We start from the raw sequence: 23,835 nt of genomic DNA on the forward strand, positions 1-23,835 counted from the left end.
TGAAATTCGCGGGGATGGGAATGAATGAGGCGTAGGCCGTGGAGGAGCAGAGACGATCGGCTTGCCCTGCTTTGTTAGAATGCGCCATGGCGCTGTCGCCGTTGATCCATTTCAGGACATCCACCTGGACCTATGAAGGCTGGTGCGGCCTGGTTTACACCCGAACCTATCCGAAAGGCCGATTCAAACAGGATTGCTTGCGGGAGTACGCCGAGTACGTGTATCGCGGTGAGCGCGTGTTCCGAACGGTGGGATTCGACTTCACCTTTTACGGCCCTCCGTCTGTTCGGCAGTTGAGTCACTATGCGAGCCTGTTGCCCACCGAATTCAAAGTGTGTGCGAAAGTCTGGCAAGACATTACCGTGCCGGCCTTCGGGACCGGGACACGGCGAAAAGAGCTGCCAGGGCCCAATCCGCATTTTCTCGACGTCGACTACTTCAACGAACAATTCCTCCTGCCCTTTGAAGAGGCATTCAGTGAGCATACCGGACCGTTCATTTTTGAATTCCAACGGACAGCCATTGAACCCGCCGACTTTCTTCGTCGCCTCGACTGCTTCCTCTCCAAGCTCCCGACCAAGCACGAGTACGCGGTGGAAGTGCGCAATCCTCGGCTGCTCGGATCCCGGTACCGAGACATCCTTGGAACGCACGGCATCGCGCATGTCTACAACCACCTCACGTCACTCCCTTCGCTTGCCGAACAGCACGAACGGCTTGGAGAGAACTTCACGGCCTCCTTTGTCGTCTGCCGCCTGCTGACGCCTCGCGACAGAGCTATGGAGACACGGTGAAAGCGTACCAACCGTACAGCAAGATCGTTCGCCCTCTCCCCGAGATGCGCCGGGACACCGTCCGGCTGGTGCAGCAAGCAGTCGCGGAACAGCGGCGCTCCTACGTGCTCGTGAACAACCGGTCGGAGGGCCGTGCTCCGCTCACCATCCACGCGATTGTGGACCAATTGCTCGGCACGTCGTGACCCGGCTGTCGGGCGGGTCGCCACAGAAAACGAGCTACGACGCCGACAGAAGGCGCATTGCTCCATCCCTAGAATAAGGAGAACCGCTTAACGGAAGGAGGACGGTATGGTGTCGATCGCTCGTACGATGGCTGCCTGGTGCATGATCGTCATGTTTGGAACCACGCCGATCGCGCTGGCGCAGACGGGGTCAGGTGGGACGGGCACTGGAGGGGGCGCACCGGGAAAAGGCGGCACACAACAGTCGCAGGAGATGATGCACAAGGAGCGAATGAAAGAGCAGAGCCAAGGTTCACAATCGCCGCAAGGCCAAAGCTCCAGCACCAAGGAAGAAGAGAAAATGCCGAAGAAGGGAAAGAAATAGCAACCGGATGGCTTCGGGGCAGCCCTCGCTGCCCCTTCTTTTACTACAACTTGACCAGACGCGGCCCGCTCTCGTCCGTTTTTGCGATCGCGCCCTCGCTCATGGCGCATCGGCCTGTAAACCGCACCCCTTCCTCGATGACGAAGACCGGCGTCTGAACGGTCCCATCCAAGACGGCCGGTTTGAGAAGCTTCACGGCCTGCGCAGCAATGACATCCGCAGTGACCCGCCCCCGGCTGATCAAGGTTCCTGCGGTGATTTTTCCCCGCACTTCAGCTTCGTCTCCGAGAATCAACGTCCCATTTGTCTGAATTTCGCCATCGACGAGCCCGTCAATTTGCAGCGTGCCGTTGTAGACGATGTTGCCCTTGAACGTGACGCCCTTTCCGAAAAACGCTCCGATGTCTCCGGCAGGCAATGCGCTTGTCGCCGAGTCGGCCTCCTCGCTCCCGTTTCCCTTGTTCCACATACGGGTCTCCTTTCCCAGTTCCCCACTGCTCGGTCTACCAGAAACGGGCGGATAGTGCCATTGCGAGGCGGAGAGGTCAATAGGTTCAGTCGGAAGTCGTGTGCCATGGCGGCAAGGACTGAGGGATTCACTGGTGGAGACGGGATGAGGGTCCCATACTATCAGCCGGTGGCGCGAACAGCTTCAGATCTACCGACACAGCTAAAGGACAAGGAATTTCACGTGAGGTGGCGGCAAGGAGCTAATGCCACATGATGTTCGATTATCCACCACTTGAAATACTGGCGATCATATCCACGGGCTTCTTCCTGCGATACAGAATTTTCCTTTCGGTCTCCCCTATAATTGCCGCAACACACCCAAACACTATCGCCCCACTCAGCACCAGCGCGCCTATATAAAGGATGTCAGCCATCGATTCCTCCCTTCGATGCAAATGACCTTAGGAGGAAAAGGGGGCAAGGTCGATGCCTTCCCGCTGACCGAAATGATCGGCAAAAACAAGGCTCTAGTGAATGGGCCGGTTAGGGCAGCCTCGAAAGCCATCTCATCGGTCGTCTCTCTGTGCCGAGTGAGACAGTCGAGGAATAGAGGCACACACCCCAGAAGATCGCCTGCCTGGCCGGGAAAGAAGTCATCGGATGCGGTCGAACATAAGCGCGGAAGTGGAGGCGCCGGGCGGGTTCGAACCGCCGCATCGCAGTTTTGCAGACTGCTCCCTTAGCCACTTGGGTACGGCGCCTTGGTCGGCATTATAGCGATCGGGACGGGCACAAGACAATGGAAACGCAATTGGAAGAGGAGGACTTACCGTTTGTTCGGCAGGACCGGAATTTCTCTCGAGAGCGTGGAAGGCTGTGTGTCGCTGTCCGGTGATCGGAGGGATTCGCGTGAATCGAATTCGCCACAATCGGAGCCGACGCCTTCGGCTTCCTTTTCCTTCGCCATCAACTCGACTTCTTCGATGAGGCAATCCATCAGTTCGGGCATCGGGACTTTTCGGACAAGTTTCCCTTTCTTGAACAAGATTCCGACTCCCTCGCCACCGGCAATCCCGATGTCGGCCTCTTTCCCTTCGCCGATTCCGTTCACTACGCAACCCAACACTGAGACGTTGAGCGGCGCTTTGATATGGCCGAGCCGCTTTTCCAACTCGTTGGCCATCTTGACCACGTCGATCTCGACGCGCCCGCAGGTCGGACAGGCAATGACGTTGATGCCGCGATGCCGGAGTTCGAGCGATTTCAAAATCTCAAAACCGACCTTGACCTCTTCGACCGGATCGGCAGCGAGCGAGACACGAATGGTATCTCCAATGCCGTGCGACAGTAGCCAGCCGAGTCCAATCGCGGACTTTACGGCGCCCGTCATCGCAGTCCCCGCCTCGGTGATGCCGATGTGAAGCGGGTAATTCGATTGTTGCGCGAAGAGGTAATAGGCGTCCACCGCCATGTGGACGTCGCTCGCCTTGAGGGACACCTTCATGTTCGTAAAGCCGACATCCTCAAGCGCGTGGACGGCGTTGAGCGCCGACTCGGCGAGCGCCTCGGCGGTCGGATAGCCGTACTTCTCCAGCAGCGGCCGCTCGAGTGATCCGCCGTTCACCCCGACGCGGAGCGGGATGCCGTGGTCGTTGACCGCCTGGATCACCTCCATGACTTTCCACCAGGCGCCGATATTCCCGGGATTGATCCGAACACAATCAACGACCTCAGCCGCTTTCAGCGCGAGACGATGATCGAAATGAATGTCGGCAATCAGCGGGACGCTCATCGCGTGTTTGATTTTCGGCAGCGCGGCGGCGGCCTCCATATCGGGGACCGCGACGCGGATCAACTCGCAGCCCGCCTCTTCCAGCCGCCGAATTTGTTCGATGGTCGCAGTCACATCCCGCGTGTCGGTCGAACACATCGACTGGACGGAGATCGGCGCATCGCCGCCGACCAGAACCTTTCCAACGCGAATTTGTCGGGTCTTACGTCGCGTGATGTACATCGTGTCTCTTGTGCTTAACTCCCCTGTTCATCGCCGATGGACTCGCGTCGCCCTCGGGTTGCCAGGGCCGGTCCCCTCGACTCTCGGTCGGAGACAGGCGTATCAGAACGCTGCGCCAGCAGGTTCCTTACAGTCTCGTAAATCCCTTCAGCCGTCAAGCCATATCGCTCGCGCAACAAGTCTTGTGGCCCCTGTTCAATATACCAATCGGGAAGGCCGATCGTCTTCGTGCGGAGGTGGGTGATTCCATGGTCGGACAGCGCTTCGAGCACGCCGGACCCGAAGCCGCCAATGCGACAGCCTTCTTCCACGGTGACCAGATAGCGAACCTTTCTCGCCACGCTTGCGACCAACTCCGTATCCAGCGGCTTGACGAATCGTGCATTGACGACCGCGGTTGAGATTCCCTCTGAGTCCAATCGCTCTGCCGCTTTGAACGCCTCCCAGACCGTGACACCGATCGCGACGACCGCCACATCCGTGCCGTCTTTCAACACTTCGCCTTTGCCGATCGGCAACGCGGCCGGCTCTCGATCGAGGTCCACACCGAGACTCACCCCCCGAGGATACCGGACGGAGGCAGGGCCATTGTAGCTGAGGCACGTCGCCATCATGTGCTGTAATTCGTTCTCGTCCTTTGGCGCCATCACCACCATATTGGGCACATGTCGAAGGTAGGCAAAGTCAAACGCGCCATGATGCGTGGTGCCGTCTTCCGCCACCAAGCCGCCGCGGTCAATACAGAACGCCACGGGCAGGTTTTGCGTCGCCACGTCATGGACAACCTGATCGTAGGCGCGCTGCAGGAATGTCGAGTACATCGCCACGACGGGCCGCATGCCCTGCGCGGCCAGGCCCGCCGCAAACGTCACCGCATGTTGCTCGGCAATACCGACGTCATAGAGCCGGTCCGGAAATTCTTTCTCGAACGCGGTCAGGCCGGTTCCCTCGCACATCGCAGCCGTGATTGCCACAATGCGCCGATCGCGACGAGCAAGCTTGATCAAGCTTTCCACGGCGAGCGCCGTGTACGTCGGCCGCACGGCTTTTTTCGCTGGTTGGCCGGTCACCCGATCGAAGGCGGGGCAGGCGTGGAACCAGACGGGATTCTTCACCGCCGGTTCGTAGCCCAAGCCCTTCTTGGTGATGACGTGTAAGAGTACCGGCCCCTTCAACTTAAGCACGTTCTCCAGCGTGGGCAGCAGGTGCTCGAAGTTGTGGCCGTCGATGGGACCGACATAGCGAAATCCGAGTTCTTCGAACAGGAGACCGGGTAGGATCAGCCCTTTGGCCAACTCCTCCGCCCGCTTTGCCATCTTTTGCATCGGCTGCCCGATTTGTGGAATGGCACGCAGGAACTGGACCGTTTCCTCACGGATGCGCGCGTAAAACTCTCCGGTGAACGTTCGGTTCAGATACGCCGAAATCGCGCCGACATTCTTCGAAATCGACATCTGGTTGTCGTTGAGGATGACGAGAAAATCCTTCCCCAAGCCGCCGGCGTGGTGCAGGCCTTCGAGCGTCATTCCCGCGGTCAACGCGCCGTCACCGACGACGCAGACGACCCGATGCATCTGCCGCAGTTGATCGCGCGCCTCGACCATTCCAAAGGCCGCCGACACGCCGGTGCCCGCATGCCCGGCATTGAACGTATCGTACTCGCTCTCCTCGCGCTTACAGAACCCGCTCAAGCCGCCGTACTGACGGAGAGTGTGAAACTGCTCACGGCGGCCGGTCAGCAGCTTATGCGTGTAGGCCTGATTGCTTGTGTCCCAGACGATCTTGTCCTTCGGGGTGTCGAGGAGGTAATGAAGCGCCACCGTCAATTCGACCACGCCGAGATTTGAGGCCAGGTGTCCGCCGACACTGGACACGACGGAAATGATTTCGTCCCGAATTTCTTGGCATAGCTCCGGGAACCGATCGGGTGACACACATTTTAGGTCAGCCGGGCTGTGAATGGTCTTCAAGACCGCCATACGTTTCTCCTCATGGGATTCAATCAGAACCGACCGAAGGCTCGGCTCGGCGTTTTGTGACGGGAATACCGGGGCATGAGTAAGACCGAAGAAGTTTCCCACATGGCTTTTGTTAAGTCAAGCATTTACGTACGATCGACCGCGCTGCCGCTTAGAACGGGAAATCAAGGCCCGCGTAGACAGCGCCGCCTTCGTGGCTATAGCCGTAGTCCACACGACCCACGATGCTGGGGCGGACGATGCCGCGAAAGCCGACTCCCGGCGTCACTTGATACTCCTTCAAATGGCGATGACTTAACGAGCTGAAGGACGGGAAGACGGTGCCGGCATCCACGAACGGTGCAACTTCAAAATCCGCCGTGACATTCATCACGCGAAAACGCATGACGTGGATCCGTTCTTCGAGGCTGAGCGCGAGAAGATGGTTATCAATGAAGCGGTCCACACCGAATCCACGTAGATTATTCTGCCCGCCCAAGCTGCTTCGCTCGTAAAACGGCACTTCCCCCCCGAAGGTCGTCTGCAATTCACCACGGACTACGAGGATGACGCGTTTGGAGTCACTGGGGAACAACTTTTTCGCTTCCAATCCATATCGGAAGTACAAGGGATGGTCGCCGTTCCGGAGGTTGTTATTGACCTCGGCGTAGGCGACAAGCTGCGAGCCCACCGTCGGCGTCACTAAATTGTCACGGGTGTCGTAATGAAAGGTGGCGCGGTGACCGAGGATGGACGCGCCTTGCATGCCGACGACGTCTGGAAATTCCTCCAGGCTGAAGGGCAGGTCGGTCGCCCCGCGCTGGACTCGCACATCGCGAAATCGCTCCCCGATCGAAATTTGCGTCACCTCGTTCAGATAGACGCCGAATTTCCAGTTGGCCCGAATTTCTCGAGCGGTGTAATTGCTCTGGTTCGACAGCGGCATCTCCTGTCCGATGCCGTAGAACCGGGAGGTCGCGTTCTTGAAGAACGACGCGCCGATGCTGAAGGCATAGCGCCCGTTGCGGAACGCCGGGTCGGTGTAGCTGAACACCAACTTTCGCTCGATCTGCTCGGAATACGATCCGATGAACCGCAGTTCCCGGCCCCCGGTATCGTAGCGGAACACGTTAATGGAGCCCCGCGCACCGACGATCGAGTTCACCACGAACATGGGCGCGATCACGTACCGGAGCTCTCCTTCGGGACTCGTGACCAGGGTGGGGACGAGAAAGCCCGCGTCGTTGCCATCGTTTTTACTGGTCGAGACGGAGGGTACGGGAAAGTACGAGACGTCGGCGGCGGCCTGTTCCGCGAGGAGGAGAGCGATGAAGGGCAGGGTGAAGCGAAGAAACAGACCGCCAAGTGAAGCCAAGGACATGACGGGGAGATGCGGTCCTCTTAGGGCGCGGCGATCTTATCCGATTTGGTTCGCAACTTGTCCACCAGATCCTCGTATGACGAGGAGTGAATGATCTTGCTGAACTGACCGCGATAATTGCTGACGAGGCTGACCCCGTCCAAGATGATGTCGTAGACGCGCCAATCGCCGGATTTATTCAAGAGGCGGTAGTCCATCGGAAATTCCGTCTTCCCGGTCGCGACTTTCGTCCGCACTTCGGCAAAGTTGTCCTGCAAGCGTTCGTTCACATACTGGATTTGCTCGCCCGAGTAGGCTTCAATGCGCGCGATATACGTGTTCGTCAACAGCGCTCGAAACAGATCGACGAACTCCTGTCGCTGCTTCTCATCCAACTTGGCCCATTGCGTTCCCAATGTCCGCTTCGCCATCTCGTCGTAGCTGAAGCGGTCGCCGATCGCCTTCTCGATCCGCTTGCGGCGATCCTCTTGTCGTTCGGGCTTCTTCATCTCTTTGTCCTGCAAAATGCGGACGACCTGATCAATGGTGGTCTTCACCGATTCAGTGGCAGTGGCGGCCCGGACAGGAGCAGGGAAAACGCCAATGAGTGCCGCAATCGTAAGACATCCCATCACTATGGCCAACGAATGAACAACTCGCATGCCTACCTCCACGGCTCTCCCCTGTGCACGACCCTCAAGCCTTTTCGTCACTTCACGTTGCCATGGATAAACTGACCGATCAACTCTTCCAGATCGACCCCGGATTCGGTGTCGCGAATGCGGTCGCCGGGCTTCAATGGCTCGCCGCCGCCACCGGGGGACAACGCCAAGAACTTCTCCCCGATGATCCCGCGCGTCTTGATCGAAGCAATCGTATCGCTATAGAGCTTCACGCCGTCTTCCAGGCCGAGAATGACAGATGCGCGATCGCCTTTCAATCGGATGGCCTTGACGCGCCCGACCTCGACGCCGGCAATTTCGATTGCCGCTCCGCTCTTCAACCCAGAGGCGCTGTCGAACTCCGCTTCAATCTCGTATTGGTGACCACCGATCACTTCGAGTTTCCCGAGCTTGATCGACAAGTAGCCCAGGCAGACGATGCCGACGGCCACGAAGAGTCCGACGACCAATTCCAGCTTCGTTTTTTCCATGAGTGGCTCCGTGCCTCGTCCCCGTTAGTCGTTCGTGCTCCGCTCGTGCCGGACAACCGACAGGCGCATCGGCATGGTATCCCGCCAGCCGCCCATCCGTGTTCAGCGTCACGGACACGGTCAATGATTGGCCATTTCCGCCTTGACGGTCCCTCCGACGGTAATAAATTCGCGAATGGCAGGGTCGGCCGTCTTTTGAAACTCCGTCGCCGGTGCCATGAGCGCAATCCGACCCTCTCGCAGCATCGCCACCCAGTCTGAAATCGAAAAAATTTCTGGAATCTCGTGACTCACCATGACGCCGGTAAAGCCGAAGGTCCGTTGCAGCCCGATGATCAGATCGTGAATCGTCTTCGCCATCAGCGGATCCAAACCGGTCGTCGGCTCATCGAAAAGGATGATCTCGGGCGCCATGACCAAGGCGCGTGCCAACCCCGTGCGCTTTTTCATGCCTCCGCTCAATTCGGCCGGATACTTGTGTCCCATGCCGGCCAGCCCCACCTGCGCCAGCTTTTCGTTGACGCGTCGTTGGATCTCGTTCTCGGAGAGCTTCAGCTTTTCACGAAGCGGAAAGGCGACGTTTTCAAAGACGGTCAACGAGTCAAACAGCGCCGCCCCCTGAAACACCATGGCGAAACGCTTTCTCACCTCGTTGAGCGCGGCACCCTTCAACCGAGACAGTTCGATCCCATCGACCCACACTTCGCCTCGATCCGGCTTGAGCAGCCCGATCATGTGCTTGAGCAGGACGCTCTTGCCCTCACCGCTTCGGCCGATGATCGTGGTGAGCTTTCCCGGCGGAATCGTCAAATCGACGCCCTGCAGCACCGGCTGCGCTCCAAAGGCTTTATGGACATCGACGAGCTTGATCATCGTTCGCTCAGGTCACGCGTGCTGAGTGCTGAGTGCGTAGTGCTGAGTGGCAGAACGGGAAAGAGGTAAGGTTCCAATTTTTTGGATCGTCGTCATTCCTGGGCGGCTCCGATTACTCAGCACTCACAAGACACGGCCGGCTCACCATCTCGCCGGCGTCCACAAACGTAACGCGCCTTATTCGGCGCGTCGTGGACCTCGCCGGCGCACCCAAACGTGGCGTTACTTATCCGTGCGCCGGGCGCCTCAGCACTTCGTTAAAGGAGCACCGACGTGAGGAAATAGTCCCATACCAGAATCAAGACGGAGGATAGGACTACGGCTTCCGTCGTTGCCGTCCCCAGCCCTTCGGCGCTCATCTTGGTGTAGTAACCTTTGTAGGAGCAGACCCACGTCACGATCACTCCGAAGCTGATCGACTTCCAAATCCCGCCGTAGACGTCCTTCCATTCCACCGCGGATTCAATCGAGCTCCAATATGAACCGGAACTCACTCCCAAGAGATCCACGCCGACCAAATAGCCGCCGTAGATCCCCACCACGTCGAACATCGCGACCAATAGCGGCACCCCGATGAGCCCCGCCAGGAGTTTTGGCGCGACGAGGTACTGTTGCGGATTCACCGCCATCGTGTCCAAGGCATCGATCTGCTCGGTGATCCGCATGATCCCGATCTCGGCTGTCATCGCGGACCCCGCTCTTGCCGTAACCATCAACGACGCGAGCACGGGGCCCAGTTCCCGAATCATGCTCAAGGCGACGGCCGAACCCAGGAGGGCTTCCGAGCCGAATTTTCGCAACGTGTAATAGCCTTGAAGGCCCAAGACCATTCCCGTAAACATGGCCGTCAGGACGACGACGAACGTCGACTTGAAGCCGATGAAATGGAGCTGCTTGAGGATTTGGAACGGGCGGAACGGCGGGCGCACGAGCCAGAGGATCGTGGAGATCAGGAACAGGAGCATCCGTCCCATCTCTCCGACCAGGAACAACGTCGCCGCGCCGACCCGTTGAAGCATGCAGTCACCGTTCCATCATGATGTTGAGGCGGCCATCTTCTGAATGACCGACCCTTCGTCGAAGAATCGCTCGAACAGGGCCGTGATGCGGGCACTCGCCATCGCCGTGTGCCGACGCAGTCTCAGGAGACCGATGGCCGCCGACGGGCGTGCCAGGGACCAGATCGCGCGAGGCCAATGACGCCGGTGCAAGAACAAGTTGAAATCGACGGGCAAGTCCTCATCAAGAAGATCGGAGACAGCGCGGACCACGACGAATGGAAGGTGATGCTCGGCGGCAACCGCACCAATAGCGGCACTCTCCATGTCGACCCCGATGGCCCTGATGCGCGCCGCGAGCAACCGTTTCTCCGCCGCTCGTCCGACGATGTGCGACACCGTCACAATCGATCCGCGGTGCCACGGGATCCCCGCAGCCTCGGCCGCTCGTTGCGCCCGAGAAATCATCGCCTCTGTGCACGACCATCGAGTCTCGCCGCCCCCGGCGCCGCGCTCGTCAGCAAGGACCACTTCGGTCCCGATCAAGAGATCACCAATGGCGGCAGGAATCAGCGCGCCGGCGAAGCCCGAGGAAATCAGCCCATCGAGCGCGTACCGTTGAAGGATCGCGCCGCAAACGCCCCGAGCACGGGCCGGTCCCATACCCGTCCGCGCAACGATCACGCGAACAGGGCCGGAATGGCAGATGGTCGCAGGCTCAGGTGAGAGGCGCCCGTCGACACGCAGCGCACGGCAGACGGCATCACACTCCCATCGCGTGGCCGCGAAGATGCCGATCTGTTTCAAGCAGAGCCCCACGCGCGGTGCGGCAAGCGTGGACGGCGCATGGCTGGTCAGGCGTCCTGTCGGAACACGCCGCTCTCGAAGGCTTCCCGCCGGAGTTCATCCGCGCGGGCTTGCCCGCGTGCCCGGACGTTGCGATACATGGCAAGGGCCCAGAGAGGGAAATACTGGCAGTACCAATGGTAGCGCAGATAGAAAACGCGCGGGAATCCTGTTCCGGTGTGCTTGATCTCTTCCCAGGAGCCGTCCTCTCGCTGATGCCGCAGCAAGTAATTCACCCCGCGGACGACGCTGATGGAATCGGATTCTCCGGCTGACAACAGGGCGAGAAGTGCCCAGGCCGTTTGGGACGGTGTACTCTCCCCTCGTCCCGCTTCGGCCTGATCGGCATAGGAGAGACACGATTCTCCCCACCCGCCGTCGGCATTTTGTTTCTCCTCGAGCCAGGCGACGGCACGACGAACATGAGGAGCCGACATGTCCTCGCCGATTGCCCGAAACCCGGCAAGAACCGACCACGTGCCATAGATGTAGTTGACGCCCCATCGACCATACCAGCTACCGTCCTCTTCCTGCTCACGGTAGAGGAAGTCGAGCGCGGGTTTCACGGCGGGATGACGCCGGTCGAAACCGAGCGCGCCGAGCATTTCCAAACAGCGTCCGGCCAGATCCGATGTCGGAGGATCGAGCAATGCGCGGTGGTCGGCGAACGGAATCAGATTGAAGACCATTTTGCTGTTGTCCCGGTCATAGGCGCCCCATCCGCCGTTCGAGCTCTGCATCGCCAGGACCCACCGAGCCCCTTTGGCAATGGCTTCGAGCTGTCTGCCACGGTCGGCCATCGCAAGCTTGCAGAGGGCCATGATGACGACGGCACTATCATCGACGTCGGGATACAGTTCATTCTCGAATTGGAAATACCACCCGCCGGGCTTGGCCCCTTGCGCCGACACGGCCCAATCCCCGACGGTTCGCGTCTGTCGGCTGAGGAGCCATTCGCCGCCCTTGAGCAAGGCCGGATGGTCAGCGGGCAAGCCGGCCTCGATACACGCATTGATCAAGAGCGCCGTATCCCAGATCGGCGAGAAGCAGGGTTGCAGGTGCAGTCCCTCCATCTTGCCATGCTCGGTATGGACGTGATCGTAAACCTCGAGTTCCTCGATCTCGCGCAACGCCTTCGCCACGAGCGGATGGTCCACGTCGTAGCCGAGGCACCGCAAGGCCAGGATGGAGTTCGCCATGGCGGGGTAGATCGCGCCCAACCCGCCCGAGCCCTGCATATGCTCGATCATCCAATCCGCCGCGCGCTGGACGGCCGTGTCCCGAAGCGTTCGGATCGGCATCCGATCGTAGATCTTGAGGAACCGGTCGATCGTAATGAAAACATTGCGCCACGTGAACAAAGCCCGATCTTTCCTCAGCGGCGGCACCCGATTGAAGTCCATCAGATGACGAGGCTCAAGATACAACTCATCGATCCCTTGCTCGCGTGGGATACGGCACACCGGACGGTAGGAGAAGACGATCAGCAAGGGGATGAGCACCGCACGACTCCAATACGAAATCGCATAGATGCTGAAGTAGAACCATTTGGGCAGCAGCATGATCTCGGGCGGCATGCTCGGGATGCCCCGCCAGTCATACTGATCGAACAGGGTCAAGGCGATCTTGGTAAAGACGTTCGCGGACGCCACGCCTCCTTGCGCGAGAATCGCCTCCCGAGCGCGGATCATGAAGGGCTCGTCTTTGGAGACCCCGGCCAGCTTGAGCGCGAAGTACGCTTTCACCGACGCGCTGATGTCCGCGGGGCCGCCGTAATAGATCGGCCAACCGCCTTCGGGCAATTGCGTGGCGGTCAGGTATCGGATCGCCTTTCGTTCACGGTCGGGATCGACCCGATTCAAGAAACGCCGAAGCATCAAATATTCAGACGTCAGCGTCGTGTCCGCCTCTAATTCGGCAACCCAGAAGCCCTCCACGTGCTGACGCTTCAGCAACCAGCTCTTGCTTCGTCGAATCGCTTCGTCGATGAATTCGGATTGCCCGACCGAGGCAGCGGCGCGGCGAACCGTCGGGTCCGGATGCACCACGGGGTGTCGGTTGTACGACACGAGCCGAAGGACCGGCGCACCAAGACGCGACGTCTTCAGGCGCCGCGGCATCGACGCGACCAGGCTATCGGACAAACGAATAATGAGGCTCTTAATGAGTTTCATGTAGTCGCCTCAGCGACCAACAATAGCAATGTATCCGGGAGGGAAAAGGCGCCGGGGTGCAGTGAGGAGTTCACCCCCACGTCGAACGAAAACCATATTCACAACGGGCGTTTATAGCAAAGGTGCCTAAGGGTGTCAAGCAAACCGTGATGACTGAGCCACAAGGTCTGACCATTGCTTCAAGCCGGCTGCAGGTCCGCCAGCCTCACCGACACGAGCTTGGAGACTCCCGGCTCCTCCATCGTGACGCCGAACATCGAATCCGCGATCGACATCGTCCGCTTGTTGTGCGTGATGACGAGAAACTGCGCGCTTTCGGCCAGCTCGCGCAGCACGGTGGTGAAGCGGCCGATGTTCTCTTCATCCAACGGCGCGTCGATCTCATCAAGAATGCAAAACGGTGTCGGACGAATGAGAAAGCTTGCGAAGATCAACGCCATCGCGGTCAACGTCTTCTCTCCGCCGGACAGCATCGTGATGCTCTTGAGCCGCTTCCCCGGCGGCTGCGCGGCAATATCCACCCCCGGCTCATCCGCAGTCGTGCCGCCTTCCGGGTCCGGCTCGGGCTCCGTCAAGACCAGCTCGGCGCGACCGCCGGGAAAGAATCGCGTGAACACTTCACCAAATTTCTCCTGGAGCTCGTTGAAGGTCTCTAAGAATAATTCCTTGGTCGTCCGGTTGATGCGGCTGATGATCTCCTTGAGCGACGCCACCGACTTCGAGAGGTCTTCTTCTTGCGTCGTGAGAAATCGGTACCGCTCCTCCAACTCGCGGTGCTCCTCGATCGCCGCCAGATTGATCGGGCCCATTCGATCCAATCGCTCGCGGATTTTTTGGAGCTGCTCACGCACGGCCGTCATCCGTTCGGATGATCCGTCCGCCTCCGGCGCCTCCTGCGTCAACACCGCTTCAACGGAGAGTTGGTATGTGCCGGTCAACGTCGCTTCGCGCACGGACAGTTGCGTCATGATCTCTGCGCGGCGCACTTCGATCGCGGTTCGGCTCTCCAGCACGGCGGTCACCGCGTGCCGGACCGCGGCGAGCTGGCGTTCCAATTCCTGAGACATGGTGAAGTCGTGGTCGTATCGTTCTTGCGCCTGAACCAGCGCCTCTTTGATGACTAGGGCGCGTCGGTCCAATTCGTGAAAGACGGCCTCGCTGCGATCGCGAAGTTCTCGGCTTTCTTCTACGGACTGCGCGAGCGCGCTGAGCTGATCGCGCAACGAGGCACGGCGCGCGGCTTGACTCTCCTGCTCTTCGAGCAACCGCGCCAGGTCCTTTTTCCCGTGCTCGAACCGCGCCTCGGCGGACGCCTGTGCCGCCCGGGCTTCTGCGACGCGTTGCTGCACCGCCTGACTCTCCTCTTCATCGGCACGTAGGCGCGCCTGCAGGCCAAGGAGCATCTGCTCACGACAGGCGTGCTCTTCCCGCAAACCGGCCGCCTCACCTTGAGCCGATGCCATTTCCGCCTGAAGGTGTCGCCGCTCTTCTTCCTGCGTATCCCGTTCTGTCCGTATCGTGCCCATCCGCCTCGCAAGTTCTTCCACGTTGCGCTGCAGGGAGACCTCATCCTTCGCGAGCCCCAGCACCCGCATCTCGGCATCGCGGATGGCTTGCGCCAGTTGCTCGATCTCCTGACGCGTCGCCTGGAGCTGCACAGTGAGCGACGCGAGTTCCGTTCGCTGGATCTCAAGCCCGGCGACGAGCGACGTTCGCTCCTCTTCCAACCGTTGCACTTCCCGTCGGCGCAGCAGCAACCCACCGCTCGAGCCGGCCGTTCCACCCGTGACGACTCCCGCAGGGTCAAGCACCTCGCCATCGATGGTCACGAGCGTCGGGCCGTCGGGCGCTGACCAGAGGCCGCGCCCCCAATGCTCGATGGCGACTTCCAGTGAGTTGACGAACACGACGCCGGCAAACAGCGAGGCGACCACCGATGGCGATTGCGTGTCGCTCCTGAGCAACTCGACGGCGAGGCCGATGATGCCCGGCTGGCCGTTCAGCGCAGGCCACCAGGCGGGCGCGTGCAGCCGGCTCTCGGCGTACCGGGGCTGAAGGGGAATGAACGTGCCACGGCCGAGTCCTTTCTGGATCAAGAATTCGATCGCTCTCCGGCCGTGGGCCGGTTCGTCGACCAGCCATGCGCGAAGGCGTTCGCCGAGCACGGCCTCGACGGCCCGCTCCAGTCCGGGCGGTACGATCAACCATTCGCCTACCGACTCTTTGACCGCCGCGCACGCGCTCCGGATCGATGTCGCCTCCTCTTCCCCTTCACGACCATACCCCAGCTCTTCACGCAACACGCCTTGGAGCGCCTTGAGCCGCGACTCGACGGCTGCCAATTCCTCCTGGCGCCGGCGGATCGCCTGTTCGGTATCACGGGCGGACGCCTCCAAGCGACGCCCCTGTTCCACGGCGGCCTCGTGCCGCGCACGCAACTCCTGAATCGTTTGTTCACCCTGTTGCCGTCCGGACAAGGTCTGCTCCAACCGATCGATCAACCCCGCGTGCTGGGCTTCGATTTCCATCAACTCTTGACCGAGTCGCTCGATTCGGCGCAGGGCCTGCGCCTCTTGACCTGCCAAGGTGGTCAACCGGTTTTCGGTACGGGTCAACTGCACGGTCATGCTCAACAGCTCTTGGCGGGCCCGAGCCTCTTCCGCGGCATCGGCGGCGCGGCGAGCCGCGATGCTCTTGGCCGTCTCGCTCAGTTCATCACACGCCATGCGTGCGCGCCGCACTTCTTCTTCGTCCGCGGTGATTCGATCGCGCAGCGCATTCAGGGCAGTCGTGACGCGTTCGCTGTCGGCCGTCAGGCGCGCGAGCTCCTCTTCGGCATTGACCCGCTGCTGCTCATACAGCGTCAAGCGGCCCTTCTCAACTTCCATCGCGGTCAGCGCTTGCGCTTGTTGTTGCTCCACCTGGGCGAGTTCGTCGCGCGTCCGACTGACCGCCTCACCACCGGAGATCAACCGCAGCTTCGCGCCTTCGAGTTGTTCTTCCAGTTGGCCCTGGTCGGCTAACTGAGCCGCCTCCTGCGCCTCCAGCGCCCCGAGTTGCGTCTCCACCTCGGTGCGCGCGCCCACGAGTTCCCGGCACTCATGCGTCAGGAGACGCACTTCGAGGACCTTGGCCTCATCATGCAATGTTTGGTAAGAGCGAGCCTGGCGCGCCTGGCGCTCCAGCGAATTGAGCTGGCGCTTGACCTCGGTGATGATGTCCTTCACGCGGAGGAGGTTTTGCTGCGTGGAGTCGAGCTTGCGGAGCGCCTCCGCCTTTTGCTTTTTGTAGCGAACGATCCCGGCGGTCTCTTCGATCAACTCGCGCCGATCTTGAGGGCTGGCATTCAAGATCTGCTCGATCCGCCCCTGCTCGATAATCGTATGGCCCTTCGTGCCGGCACGGCTGTCCAAGAAGAGGCTGCGGATGTCCTTGAGCCGGCAGGGCGTCTTGTTGATGAGATATTCGCTGTCGCCGTTACGGTAGAGACGCCGGGTGATCATGACCTCATGGAGCTCGCCCCATTGCTCCGGAAGTCCCGGGAGGCCCCTGAGGCGGTCGTCCTCGACCCCGCTCATGATGAGCGACACCTCGGCCATTCCCAACGGCTTTCTCGTTTCGGTGCCGTTGAAAATGACGTCCTCCATGCGGTCGCTTCGCAACGTCTTGGCGCTCTGCTCGCCTAACACCCAGAGGATGGAATCGACGACGTTACTTTTGCCGGTCCCGTTCGGCCCGACGATGGCCGTCACCCCTCGCGGGAATTCAATTTTCGCCTCGGCAAATGACTTGAATCCCGTGAGCTCCAAGGACCTCAGATGCATCCGCGTCCTCCATACCAAGGTTGGCTTGAACCGTTTCCCACTTTAATTGTTTTCATTTGCTTGTCGGGCAAACGGGGATCGTTTCTCCAATGGAAACGTTGGCGGCCCTTCTACCATAGGCCCCGACCAAAAGCAAAAGAAAACACAACGGAAAGGGGTGGTGGCGGGCAGAGAGCCACAAGAAATAGAGCTTTAGTGAAGATCTGTCAAAACCCGACTTAGAGCCGTGCGCCCTGAGAAGATTTAACGGTGACGAGTTCCTTAGGCAGGAGAAATTCGACGTCCTCTTCGATCACGGTGAGTTCCTCGAGTTCGTGTGCGCCGTGTTCTTTGAGATAGGCGACGACTTCCGCGACGAGCACCTCGGGTGCGGAGGCACCGGCCGTGATCCCGACCGCGTTAGCCTGCTTCAACCACTCGGGATTGATGTCGCGGTAGGAATCAATCAGGTACGAGGGTATGCCGCAATGCTCGCCCAGCTCGCGCAGCCGGTTGGAGTTCGAGCTGTTCGGCGAGCCGATGACGAGAATGACATCCACGAGCTTTGACAGCTCCTTGACGGCATTCTGGCGGTTTTGCGTGGCGTAGCAGATATCTTCCTGATGCGGGCCTTTGATCCGCGGAAACCGCCGGTTCAGCGCCGCGACGATATCGCGGCATTCATCCACGCTCAGCGTGGTCTGCGTCACATAGGACAAGTGCTGGACGTTTTCAACCTTGAGCCGCTCCACGTCATCAACGGACGATACGAGATGGAATTTATCGGGAACCTGACCCAGCGTCCCGATGACTTCGGGATGCCCCGCATGACCGATGAGAATCAGCTCGTAGCCTTGGTTGTAGTCGCGATTGACTTCGTTGTGCACCTTGATGACGAGCGGGCACGTCGCATCGATGACCTTGAGATGGCGGCGGTTCGCCTCTTCCCATACTTCTTTCGCCACGCCGTGCGCGCTGAAAATCACGATCGCCCCGTCCGGGACTTCGTTGAGCTCTTCCACGAACACCGCGCCCTTCTCGCGGAGGGTGTTGACGACGTGGCGGCTGTGGACGATCTCATGCCGGACATAGATCGGTGCGCCATACGCCTTCAACGAGAGATCGACGATCTCAATCGCCCGATCCACCCCTGCACAGAATCCACGCGGCTTGGCCAAATAGATTTTCATCCCACTCCTCATAGATCGGAAGCAATCTGAGTTACGATACGTGACCGCGCCCGGAAGGTCAACTGTCTTGGCGGTCGAGGACATTGCCGGGGACGATCGCACCATGTCTGCGGAACGCAGCTGACCGTCCTGTTTCAACATCCTGCTCAAGCGAGCGCCGAGATGAGCAGGTAGAGCAGCGTCGCGAGCAACCCGGCGCCGGGCAGCGTAAAGACCCACGCAGAGAGAATCCGCCCGGTCACGCCCCATCGCACCGCGGAGAATCGCTTGATCGCCCCAACTCCCATCACCGATGACGTGATCGTGTGCGTCGTACTAACCGGCAACCCGATATGGGCCGTGGCCAGCAGGACGGCCGCCGCACCGGTCTCCGCCGCGAATCCGTGCACCGGCTCGAGCTTGACGATCCGCATCCCGAGCGTCCTCACGATCTTCCAGCCGCCCACCGTCGTGCCGAGCCCCATGGCGAGCGCGCACAGCGTGATCACCCAGCCCGGCACTTCGGCCTTTTGAATCTGACCGGCCGACAACAACGCGAGCGTGATGATGCCCATGGCTTTCTGCGCGTCATTGGCGCCGTGGCTGAAGGCCATGAACCCGGCCGACACCAGCTGGAGCCGGCTGAAGACACGCGTGGCGACGCTGCGGGCGGTGCGGAAGAACACCCAGGTGATCAGCACCATGAGCGCAAGGCCCATTAGAAAGCCGACCAGTGGCGAAATGACCATCGCTTCGAGCACTGATCGTAAGCCGCTGAATTTCACCACCGCCCATCCGCCGTGGGTCAGCCCCGCCCCCACCATGCCGCCGATCAGGGCATGACTCGAACTCGTCGGCAGCCCGAGGAGCAACGTAAAGAGATTCCACAAAATCGCGCCGCCGAGAGCCGACGCGACGACGGCTTGCGTGATCGCCGCGGGATCGACGATTCCGGCTCCGACCATTTTTGCCACCGCGGTCGACATGTAGGCACCGGCGACATTGAGAAAGCCGGCCAGCACGACCGCGGTGAGGGGACTGAGCACGCGGGTCGAGACGACGGTTGCGATCGCATTGGCGCTGTCGTGCCAGCCGTTCGAAAAATCAAACAGCAGCGCCAACAGCACCACCAGCAGCAACATGCCGGAGAGGTCAGGAAGCATACAAAAGTGCTGAGTGCTGAGTCCTGAGTGCTAAGTGGAGGGCAACTGAAGAGAGCGCTGAGGCGCCCGGCGTCACGAATAAGTGACGCCACGTTTGGGCGCGCCGGCGAGATGGTGAGCCGGCTGTGTCTTCCTGAGTGCTGAGTGCGGGGTACCGACGTGCCGAGTGCTGAGTGCTGAGTGCTGAGTATCGATGAATAGACGGGAGGACCGCCGCGGCCAACTCGGACTTTTCTTTCCACCCGCTATTCATCACTCGCCACATCGAGCGGACCAGATTTTTGTGCTTCCAGACTCAGCACTCATTACTCAGCACTCAGCACTCAGCACTGTTAGATGTGTTTAAGCGCGATGCGTTCCAGGATATTCGCCACGTCTTCACAGCGGTCGGTGCCTTCCTCGAAGTTCTCGTAGATTTCTTTCCATTTGATCACCGCAATCGGATCCTTTTCCTGCTCGAACAGCGTCGAGATCGCATCGCGCGTGATCCGGTCGGCTTCGTTCTCCAAACTGTTCACCAGCACGCAGTACTCGGTCACGTCTGCATGCGGTTTCCCGAGTCGGTCGATGCCGGCCCCGACCGCGACCGACGCCTCATAGAGAATGTTGGCGAGCTTAACGGCGGGCTCGGCGGGCTTCGTGATCTTGAAGACCACGAATCGATCGGCCACCGCCTCGACCAGATCCAGGATATCGTCGAGCGCGCTTGCCAGGCCGTGGATGTCTTCTCGATCGATCGGCGTAATGAACGTCTGGTTCAGCTTTCGGACGATGTCGTGTGTAATCGAGTCCCCGATATGCTCGATGTCCTTGATGGCCTCCGCCTGCGCGGTGGGATCGTGGAAGTGCTCCATCATGTCCTTCAATCGCCGGCTCCCTTCGATCATGTTGTGTGCCGCCTTCTGGAACATTTCGAAGAAGGCCGTCTCGCGCGGGATCAGGCCAAAGAGCAGCCGTTTCATGCCATGCCTCCTACCATCGCATCAAGCCGGTTGCCCATGTCAGCCCACCGCCAAACGCGCCCAACACGATCAAATCCCCCGGCCGCAGGCGTCCTTCCCGGTTCGCGAAATCGAGCGCGATCGGCAAAGAGGCCGACGACGTGTTGCCCACCCGGTCGATCACGGAGTAGAACTGCTCCGGCGAGAAATGTGTGCGGCGGGCAACGGCAGCGAGTAATCGTCCGTTCGCCTGATGACAGATCGCATGCCTCACGTCCTGGACTCGGTAGCCGAACTCCTTCAGCAGGTCACCGACGGCGCCAGCCAAGCGCCTCACGGCCTGCCGAAACAGCGGACCGCCATCCATCCGTAACACATGCTGCATCTGCGCAATGGTCTCGCGCGTGGCTGGCCGTCGCGAGCCGCCCGCAGCAATCCCGATCACCCCGTACCGCGCCCCCTCGGCGAACAGTCGGATGCCGAGCAGGCCCCGTTCCGTGTCACCGGAGTCCGCTGACAAGACCGCGGCCCCGGCCCCGTCACCAAACAGAATCGCCGTCCCCTGATCGCGGCGGTCGAGAAACTTTGACTTTACCTCGGCCGCGATGACCAAGCAGCGCCGAAACTGGCCGGAACGGAGGAATCGGTCGGCCATCGACAGGCCATAGAGAAAGCCCGAGCATGACGCCGACACATCGAAGGCGGCCGCGCCCTTGATCCCCAGGCGACCTTGTACCAGGCAGGCGGTGGAGGGAAACGCCATGTCCGGAGACGTCGTCGAGACCAGCACGGCGTCGATGGAGGACGGAGGAATGCCGGCGGCCCGACACGCCCGCCGCGCCGCCTCCTCCCCTAAGTCGCTCGACGCTTGCGCGTCGGTGGCCCAGTAACGGGTGCGAATGCCGGTGAGGCGATACACGCTGTCCGGGTCGATCTGCGCAAAGGCCGCGACCTCCTCGTTGGATACCGCCCGCTCGGGGACATACGAGCCCGTCCCGATGATCCGTGTAGTCCGAGCAGTCATGAACGTGTCGTGCGAGGGTGAGGGAGACGACCGGTTTCGAGCACGCGCGATTATAGGGACCGCTGAGAGACGCGTCAATCTGGTTGCTTTTTCTGGACAGCTTTTGCTAGCGTTGCTACATTCAATTTAAGGAGAGTGACCGATCAATATGATGCTGCGTATATTCCTCATCCCGCTCGTTTTCGTGATGCTTCTTACCGACGGGTGTTCCAGTTCCAAGTCGTCCAAGTCGAGCGGGAAGGCCTTGAGCAGCACCGATGAGCAAATCTTCATCGGCGATACGGTCGAGAAGAACTACGATCCTAATGTCATCATGAAGCGCGCGGAGTCCTTCTTCGAGAAGGAGGACTACCCCGAGGCGATCATCGAATACCAGCACTTCTTGGATCTGCATCGCGTGCACGTGCTCGCGTCCTACGCGCAATACAAATTGGCCGAGAGCCATTTCAAGCAGATCAAAACGATCGACCGGGACACCGATCCGATTTACAAGGCGCTCGAGGCGTTCGAAAAGCTCCGGCGTGATTTCCCGAACAACCGCTACGAATCGGAGGCCGTCGAGCGGATCAAGACCTGCCACCGCTTCATTGCCGAAAGTTACATGTTCGTGGGACGCTTCTACTACCGCCGCGAAGCGTATCTCGCCGCGGCGCACCGATTTGAAGCCGTCCTCAAGCAGTATCCGGATATGGATGTCGCGGGTGACGCGCTCTATCAGCTTGCCTTGACCTACAAAGAAATGGGCGCCGATGATTGGGCCCGAGAGAAGCTGATTGCGTTTGCAGAACGATTCCCGAACAATGAACGCGCGAAAGACGGGCAGAAACTTCTGGCGCAGCTCAACGCGAAGATGCCGACCGAGGCCGTGGCTCAGGCGCCAAGTTCGGCACCGACCATCGCGAGTGCAGGTCCGGTCACGCTCCATGGCGGCGCCGTGCAGGATCATGTGAACGCCCTGGTTCCCGGAACGGCCCTCAGTGCGGCTCCTGAGCGGGCAACCGGTGTCACGACGACCCTCTGCCGGCTCGGCGCGTGGTGTTGAGCCCCCGCCTTCCCTCCCTTCATCTCTAGAGCCTATCTCAACATCGTTTCCGTCGTAAGAGCAGCCGGAGCGGGGGCAACGGCCCCGCTTGCAGATAGAGCGGGGTGGACCGCTCGGACGCTCCCCGCGGCGCGCCGCTTCAACTCCGCTGCATCCAAGCGCCGCTGAACGCAGCGTCAAACAGGAAGCGGCTTTCCTCGCCGCGTTTCCGCTGAGCGGTTCACCACCCCGCTCTGATGGCGCTCCGCCGCTGCCCCGCCTCCGGCTGCGAGAAAGATGATTTTGAGAGAGGTTCCAGCAAAGAATCCCTTAGCCTCCGTACACAGCGCGCAGCGCAAGGGCACGACGAACGCGTTGCCGCAGCGAGGTCTTTGTCATGCCTTTGGCGTTCGCGTAAAAGCTTTGATAGGTATCCCGGCCGCGCATCACATCGTAATAGAGGTGCATGACACGGTGATGGTTCGACAGCAGCCGATGGCAGAAACGAGGGAAGGTGTAGACGACGTCAGCCATCCGCGCGGCCACTTCGAACTCAGGGTAGATCTCCTGTCTGACCGCCGCCTCGTAGGCATCCAACGCCCGCGGGGACTCGCCGATGGCGCCGAGGATCGCGCGGGCGGCCAACTGTCCCGACTGGACCGCATAGTAAATCCCTTCACCGAACAAGGGATCCACTAAATGACCGGCGTCGCCGACGAGCAACGCACGACCGTTCACGAGCCGACTCTCATCACCTCGCACGCCTGCGGAAGAATAGACCGGCAGCGGGTGGCCAAGTGGGCGCGGGACGGCACAGCCGGCGAGACGCGGTGCGTGCGCGACGAATCGCTGAAACAGCGCTTTCGGGCTGGCAGCCACGCCGCGGAACGCTCCCACACCGACCGACAAGCCCTGATGCTTCGGAAAAATCCAGCCGTACCCCTTGTAGCTCGCGCCGAGGTCCACGAGCGCCCGGCCATCACGCGCGTGCAATGATCCCTCCTCGACTCTGATCTCGCTTTCCAAGGTCGCCACACGACGAACCCGCCGGTCGGGGAACAGGCACCGGGCCACAGTGCTATTCGCCCCATCGGCGCCGACCAGGAACTGCGCTCGATAGCGGCCGCGCCCGGTCACCACTTCGACCCCTTGGCTATCCATGCGACAGGTAACGGCCGGCTCTTCCTCGCGTACTACGGTCCCTGCACGCTGCGCGCGTTGCACGAGAAGATGATCGAACCGATTGCGCATGACCATGTAGGCGATCGGCTCGACGGAATCGATCGAAAAGCGCTCTTGGCCGCCGCAGCTAAATTCGATGCCGTGGATCGTCTGTTCGACCGCCGAATGGAAATCGGAACCCAGCAGCGCTTCGATGCGAGCCGAGAGCCCGCCGCCACAGACCTTGTATCGGGGATGGGTCTCCTTTTCCAAGCCGATGACCGACACGCCGGCCCGGCTCAATTCATACGCGGCCGTCGCCCCCGCCGGTCCCATGCCGACGACGATCACGTCACACCGATTTGACGGAGAATTCATTTCGAA

General features: G+C 60.4%; 20 protein-coding genes and 1 tRNA gene. 4 read left to right on the top strand and 17 right to left on the bottom strand.

Features of this window, described 5'->3' with window-relative positions; all coding sequences use genetic code 11:
- Positions 1-86 precede the first annotated feature (86 nt).
- The 3 genes from AC1U7K_RS06425 (at position 87) to AC1U7K_RS06435 (ending at position 1,343) form a co-directional block, all read left to right on the top strand.
- Complete coding sequence (locus AC1U7K_RS06425; protein WP_480250123.1) at positions 87-794, top strand: DUF72 domain-containing protein; 708 nt, start codon at positions 87-89, stop codon at positions 792-794.
- Entirely contained in the window at positions 791-979 is a 189-nt protein-coding gene (locus AC1U7K_RS06430; RefSeq protein ID WP_480250125.1) for a hypothetical protein, read from the top strand. Before AC1U7K_RS06425 ends, AC1U7K_RS06430 begins: the two co-directional genes overlap by 4 nt.
- Before the next feature lie 106 nt (positions 980-1,085).
- Positions 1,086-1,343, top strand: coding sequence for a hypothetical protein (locus tag AC1U7K_RS06435; protein WP_480250126.1), 258 nt, complete (start codon positions 1,086-1,088; stop codon positions 1,341-1,343).
- 43 nt (positions 1,344-1,386) lie between these two features.
- Here the strand turns inward: AC1U7K_RS06435 and AC1U7K_RS06440 are convergent, their stop codons facing one another.
- From AC1U7K_RS06440 to AC1U7K_RS06515, 16 genes are all read right to left on the bottom strand, one after another.
- The gene (locus AC1U7K_RS06440; protein WP_480250127.1) at positions 1,387-1,812 is read right to left on the bottom strand and encodes a bactofilin family protein; all 426 of its coding nucleotides are present in this window, start codon (positions 1,810-1,812) and stop codon (positions 1,387-1,389) included.
- Positions 1,813-2,478: 666 nt separating this feature from the next.
- Positions 2,479-2,554: transfer RNA gene (locus tag AC1U7K_RS06445), tRNA-Cys, on the bottom strand.
- A gap of 65 nt (positions 2,555-2,619) precedes the next feature.
- A complete protein-coding gene (gene ispG / locus AC1U7K_RS06450; RefSeq protein WP_480250128.1) occupies positions 2,620-3,807 on the bottom strand; it encodes a flavodoxin-dependent (E)-4-hydroxy-3-methylbut-2-enyl-diphosphate synthase in 1,188 nt (395 codons plus the stop codon).
- 14 nt (positions 3,808-3,821) lie between these two features.
- Positions 3,822-5,786, bottom strand: a complete 1,965-nt coding sequence (gene dxs / locus AC1U7K_RS06455) for a 1-deoxy-D-xylulose-5-phosphate synthase (RefSeq protein WP_480250129.1) — start codon at positions 5,784-5,786, stop codon at positions 3,822-3,824.
- A gap of 151 nt (positions 5,787-5,937) precedes the next feature.
- Entirely contained in the window at positions 5,938-7,146 is a 1,209-nt protein-coding gene (locus AC1U7K_RS06460; protein ID WP_480250132.1) for a BamA/TamA family outer membrane protein, read from the bottom strand.
- A gap of 20 nt (positions 7,147-7,166) precedes the next feature.
- Positions 7,167-7,787 carry an MlaC/ttg2D family ABC transporter substrate-binding protein gene (locus AC1U7K_RS06465; protein ID WP_480250133.1) on the bottom strand — a complete coding sequence of 207 codons (621 nt, stop codon included), beginning with the start codon at positions 7,785-7,787 and terminating at the stop codon, positions 7,167-7,169.
- A 47-nt stretch (positions 7,788-7,834) separates the two neighbouring features.
- Positions 7,835-8,278: an outer membrane lipid asymmetry maintenance protein MlaD gene (gene mlaD / locus AC1U7K_RS06470; protein ID WP_480250134.1), complete on the bottom strand. Its 444-nt coding sequence runs from the start codon at positions 8,276-8,278 to the stop codon at positions 7,835-7,837.
- Positions 8,279-8,398: 120 nt separating this feature from the next.
- Positions 8,399-9,151, bottom strand: coding sequence for an ABC transporter ATP-binding protein (locus AC1U7K_RS06475; RefSeq protein WP_480250136.1), 753 nt, complete (start codon positions 9,149-9,151; stop codon positions 8,399-8,401).
- A 257-nt stretch (positions 9,152-9,408) separates the two neighbouring features.
- Positions 9,409-10,170 carry an MlaE family ABC transporter permease gene (locus AC1U7K_RS06480; RefSeq protein WP_480250138.1) on the bottom strand — a complete coding sequence of 254 codons (762 nt, stop codon included), beginning with the start codon at positions 10,168-10,170 and terminating at the stop codon, positions 9,409-9,411.
- A gap of 15 nt (positions 10,171-10,185) precedes the next feature.
- Positions 10,186-10,956 (bottom strand): phosphorylase family protein, encoded by a 771-nt coding sequence (locus AC1U7K_RS06485; protein WP_480250140.1) that lies wholly within the window; start codon positions 10,954-10,956, stop codon positions 10,186-10,188.
- Positions 10,957-11,003: 47 nt separating this feature from the next.
- On the bottom strand, positions 11,004-13,169 hold the full coding sequence (shc, locus tag AC1U7K_RS06490) for a squalene--hopene cyclase (protein ID WP_480250141.1): 2,166 nt from the start codon (positions 13,167-13,169) through the stop codon (positions 11,004-11,006).
- A gap of 179 nt (positions 13,170-13,348) precedes the next feature.
- A complete protein-coding gene (smc, locus tag AC1U7K_RS06495) occupies positions 13,349-16,993 on the bottom strand; it encodes a chromosome segregation protein SMC (protein WP_480250143.1) in 3,645 nt (1,214 codons plus the stop codon).
- Positions 16,994-17,211: 218 nt separating this feature from the next.
- The gene (gene ispH, locus AC1U7K_RS06500; RefSeq protein WP_480250144.1) at positions 17,212-18,162 is read right to left on the bottom strand and encodes a 4-hydroxy-3-methylbut-2-enyl diphosphate reductase; all 951 of its coding nucleotides are present in this window, start codon (positions 18,160-18,162) and stop codon (positions 17,212-17,214) included.
- A 146-nt stretch (positions 18,163-18,308) separates the two neighbouring features.
- Positions 18,309-19,304 carry an inorganic phosphate transporter gene (locus AC1U7K_RS06505; RefSeq protein ID WP_480250146.1) on the bottom strand — a complete coding sequence of 332 codons (996 nt, stop codon included), beginning with the start codon at positions 19,302-19,304 and terminating at the stop codon, positions 18,309-18,311.
- 332 nt (positions 19,305-19,636) lie between these two features.
- On the bottom strand, positions 19,637-20,266 hold the full coding sequence (locus AC1U7K_RS06510; protein ID WP_480250148.1) for a DUF47 domain-containing protein: 630 nt from the start codon (positions 20,264-20,266) through the stop codon (positions 19,637-19,639).
- A gap of 10 nt (positions 20,267-20,276) precedes the next feature.
- Positions 20,277-21,269, bottom strand: coding sequence for a 3-oxoacyl-ACP synthase III family protein (locus AC1U7K_RS06515; protein WP_480250149.1), 993 nt, complete (start codon positions 21,267-21,269; stop codon positions 20,277-20,279).
- A gap of 148 nt (positions 21,270-21,417) precedes the next feature.
- On the opposite strand from AC1U7K_RS06515, the gene AC1U7K_RS06520 reads away from it, so the two are divergent.
- Positions 21,418-22,311, top strand: a complete 894-nt coding sequence (locus tag AC1U7K_RS06520; RefSeq protein WP_480250150.1) for an outer membrane protein assembly factor BamD — start codon at positions 21,418-21,420, stop codon at positions 22,309-22,311.
- 309 nt (positions 22,312-22,620) lie between these two features.
- On the opposite strand, the gene AC1U7K_RS06525 is transcribed toward AC1U7K_RS06520, so the two are convergent.
- Entirely contained in the window at positions 22,621-23,829 is a 1,209-nt protein-coding gene (locus AC1U7K_RS06525; protein ID WP_480250151.1) for a geranylgeranyl reductase family protein, read from the bottom strand.
- Positions 23,830-23,835 lie beyond the last annotated feature (6 nt).

It is taken from the genome of Nitrospira sp. Vd2 (assembly GCF_979581665.1).

Excerpts from the sequence above, each read along its gene's own strand:
- AC1U7K_RS06425 (WP_480250123.1), top strand. The coding sequence starts at position 87 with ATGGCGCTGTCGCCGTTGATCCATTTCAGGACATCCACCTGGACCTAT.
- AC1U7K_RS06435 (WP_480250126.1), top strand. The coding sequence starts at position 1,086 with ATGGTGTCGATCGCTCGTACGATGGCTGCCTGGTGCATGATCGTCATG.
- AC1U7K_RS06440 (WP_480250127.1), bottom strand. The coding sequence starts at position 1,812 with ATGTGGAACAAGGGAAACGGGAGCGAGGAGGCCGACTCGGCGACAAGC.
- ispG (WP_480250128.1), bottom strand. The coding sequence starts at position 3,807 with ATGTACATCACGCGACGTAAGACCCGACAAATTCGCGTTGGAAAGGTT.
- dxs (WP_480250129.1), bottom strand. The coding sequence starts at position 5,786 with ATGGCGGTCTTGAAGACCATTCACAGCCCGGCTGACCTAAAATGTGTG.
- AC1U7K_RS06460 (WP_480250132.1), bottom strand. The coding sequence starts at position 7,146 with ATGTCCTTGGCTTCACTTGGCGGTCTGTTTCTTCGCTTCACCCTGCCC.
- AC1U7K_RS06465 (WP_480250133.1), bottom strand. The coding sequence starts at position 7,787 with ATGCGAGTTGTTCATTCGTTGGCCATAGTGATGGGATGTCTTACGATT.
- mlaD (WP_480250134.1), bottom strand. The coding sequence starts at position 8,278 with ATGGAAAAAACGAAGCTGGAATTGGTCGTCGGACTCTTCGTGGCCGTC.
- AC1U7K_RS06475 (WP_480250136.1), bottom strand. The coding sequence starts at position 9,151 with ATGATCAAGCTCGTCGATGTCCATAAAGCCTTTGGAGCGCAGCCGGTG.
- AC1U7K_RS06480 (WP_480250138.1), bottom strand. The coding sequence starts at position 10,170 with ATGCTTCAACGGGTCGGCGCGGCGACGTTGTTCCTGGTCGGAGAGATG.
- shc (WP_480250141.1), bottom strand. The coding sequence starts at position 13,169 with ATGAAACTCATTAAGAGCCTCATTATTCGTTTGTCCGATAGCCTGGTC.
- smc (WP_480250143.1), bottom strand. The coding sequence starts at position 16,993 with ATGCATCTGAGGTCCTTGGAGCTCACGGGATTCAAGTCATTTGCCGAG.
- ispH (WP_480250144.1), bottom strand. The coding sequence starts at position 18,162 with ATGAAAATCTATTTGGCCAAGCCGCGTGGATTCTGTGCAGGGGTGGAT.
- AC1U7K_RS06505 (WP_480250146.1), bottom strand. The coding sequence starts at position 19,304 with ATGCTTCCTGACCTCTCCGGCATGTTGCTGCTGGTGGTGCTGTTGGCG.
- AC1U7K_RS06510 (WP_480250148.1), bottom strand. The coding sequence starts at position 20,266 with ATGAAACGGCTGCTCTTTGGCCTGATCCCGCGCGAGACGGCCTTCTTC.
- AC1U7K_RS06515 (WP_480250149.1), bottom strand. The coding sequence starts at position 21,269 with ATGACTGCTCGGACTACACGGATCATCGGGACGGGCTCGTATGTCCCC.
- AC1U7K_RS06520 (WP_480250150.1), top strand. The coding sequence starts at position 21,418 with ATGATGCTGCGTATATTCCTCATCCCGCTCGTTTTCGTGATGCTTCTT.
- AC1U7K_RS06525 (WP_480250151.1), bottom strand. The coding sequence starts at position 23,829 with ATGAATTCTCCGTCAAATCGGTGTGACGTGATCGTCGTCGGCATGGGA.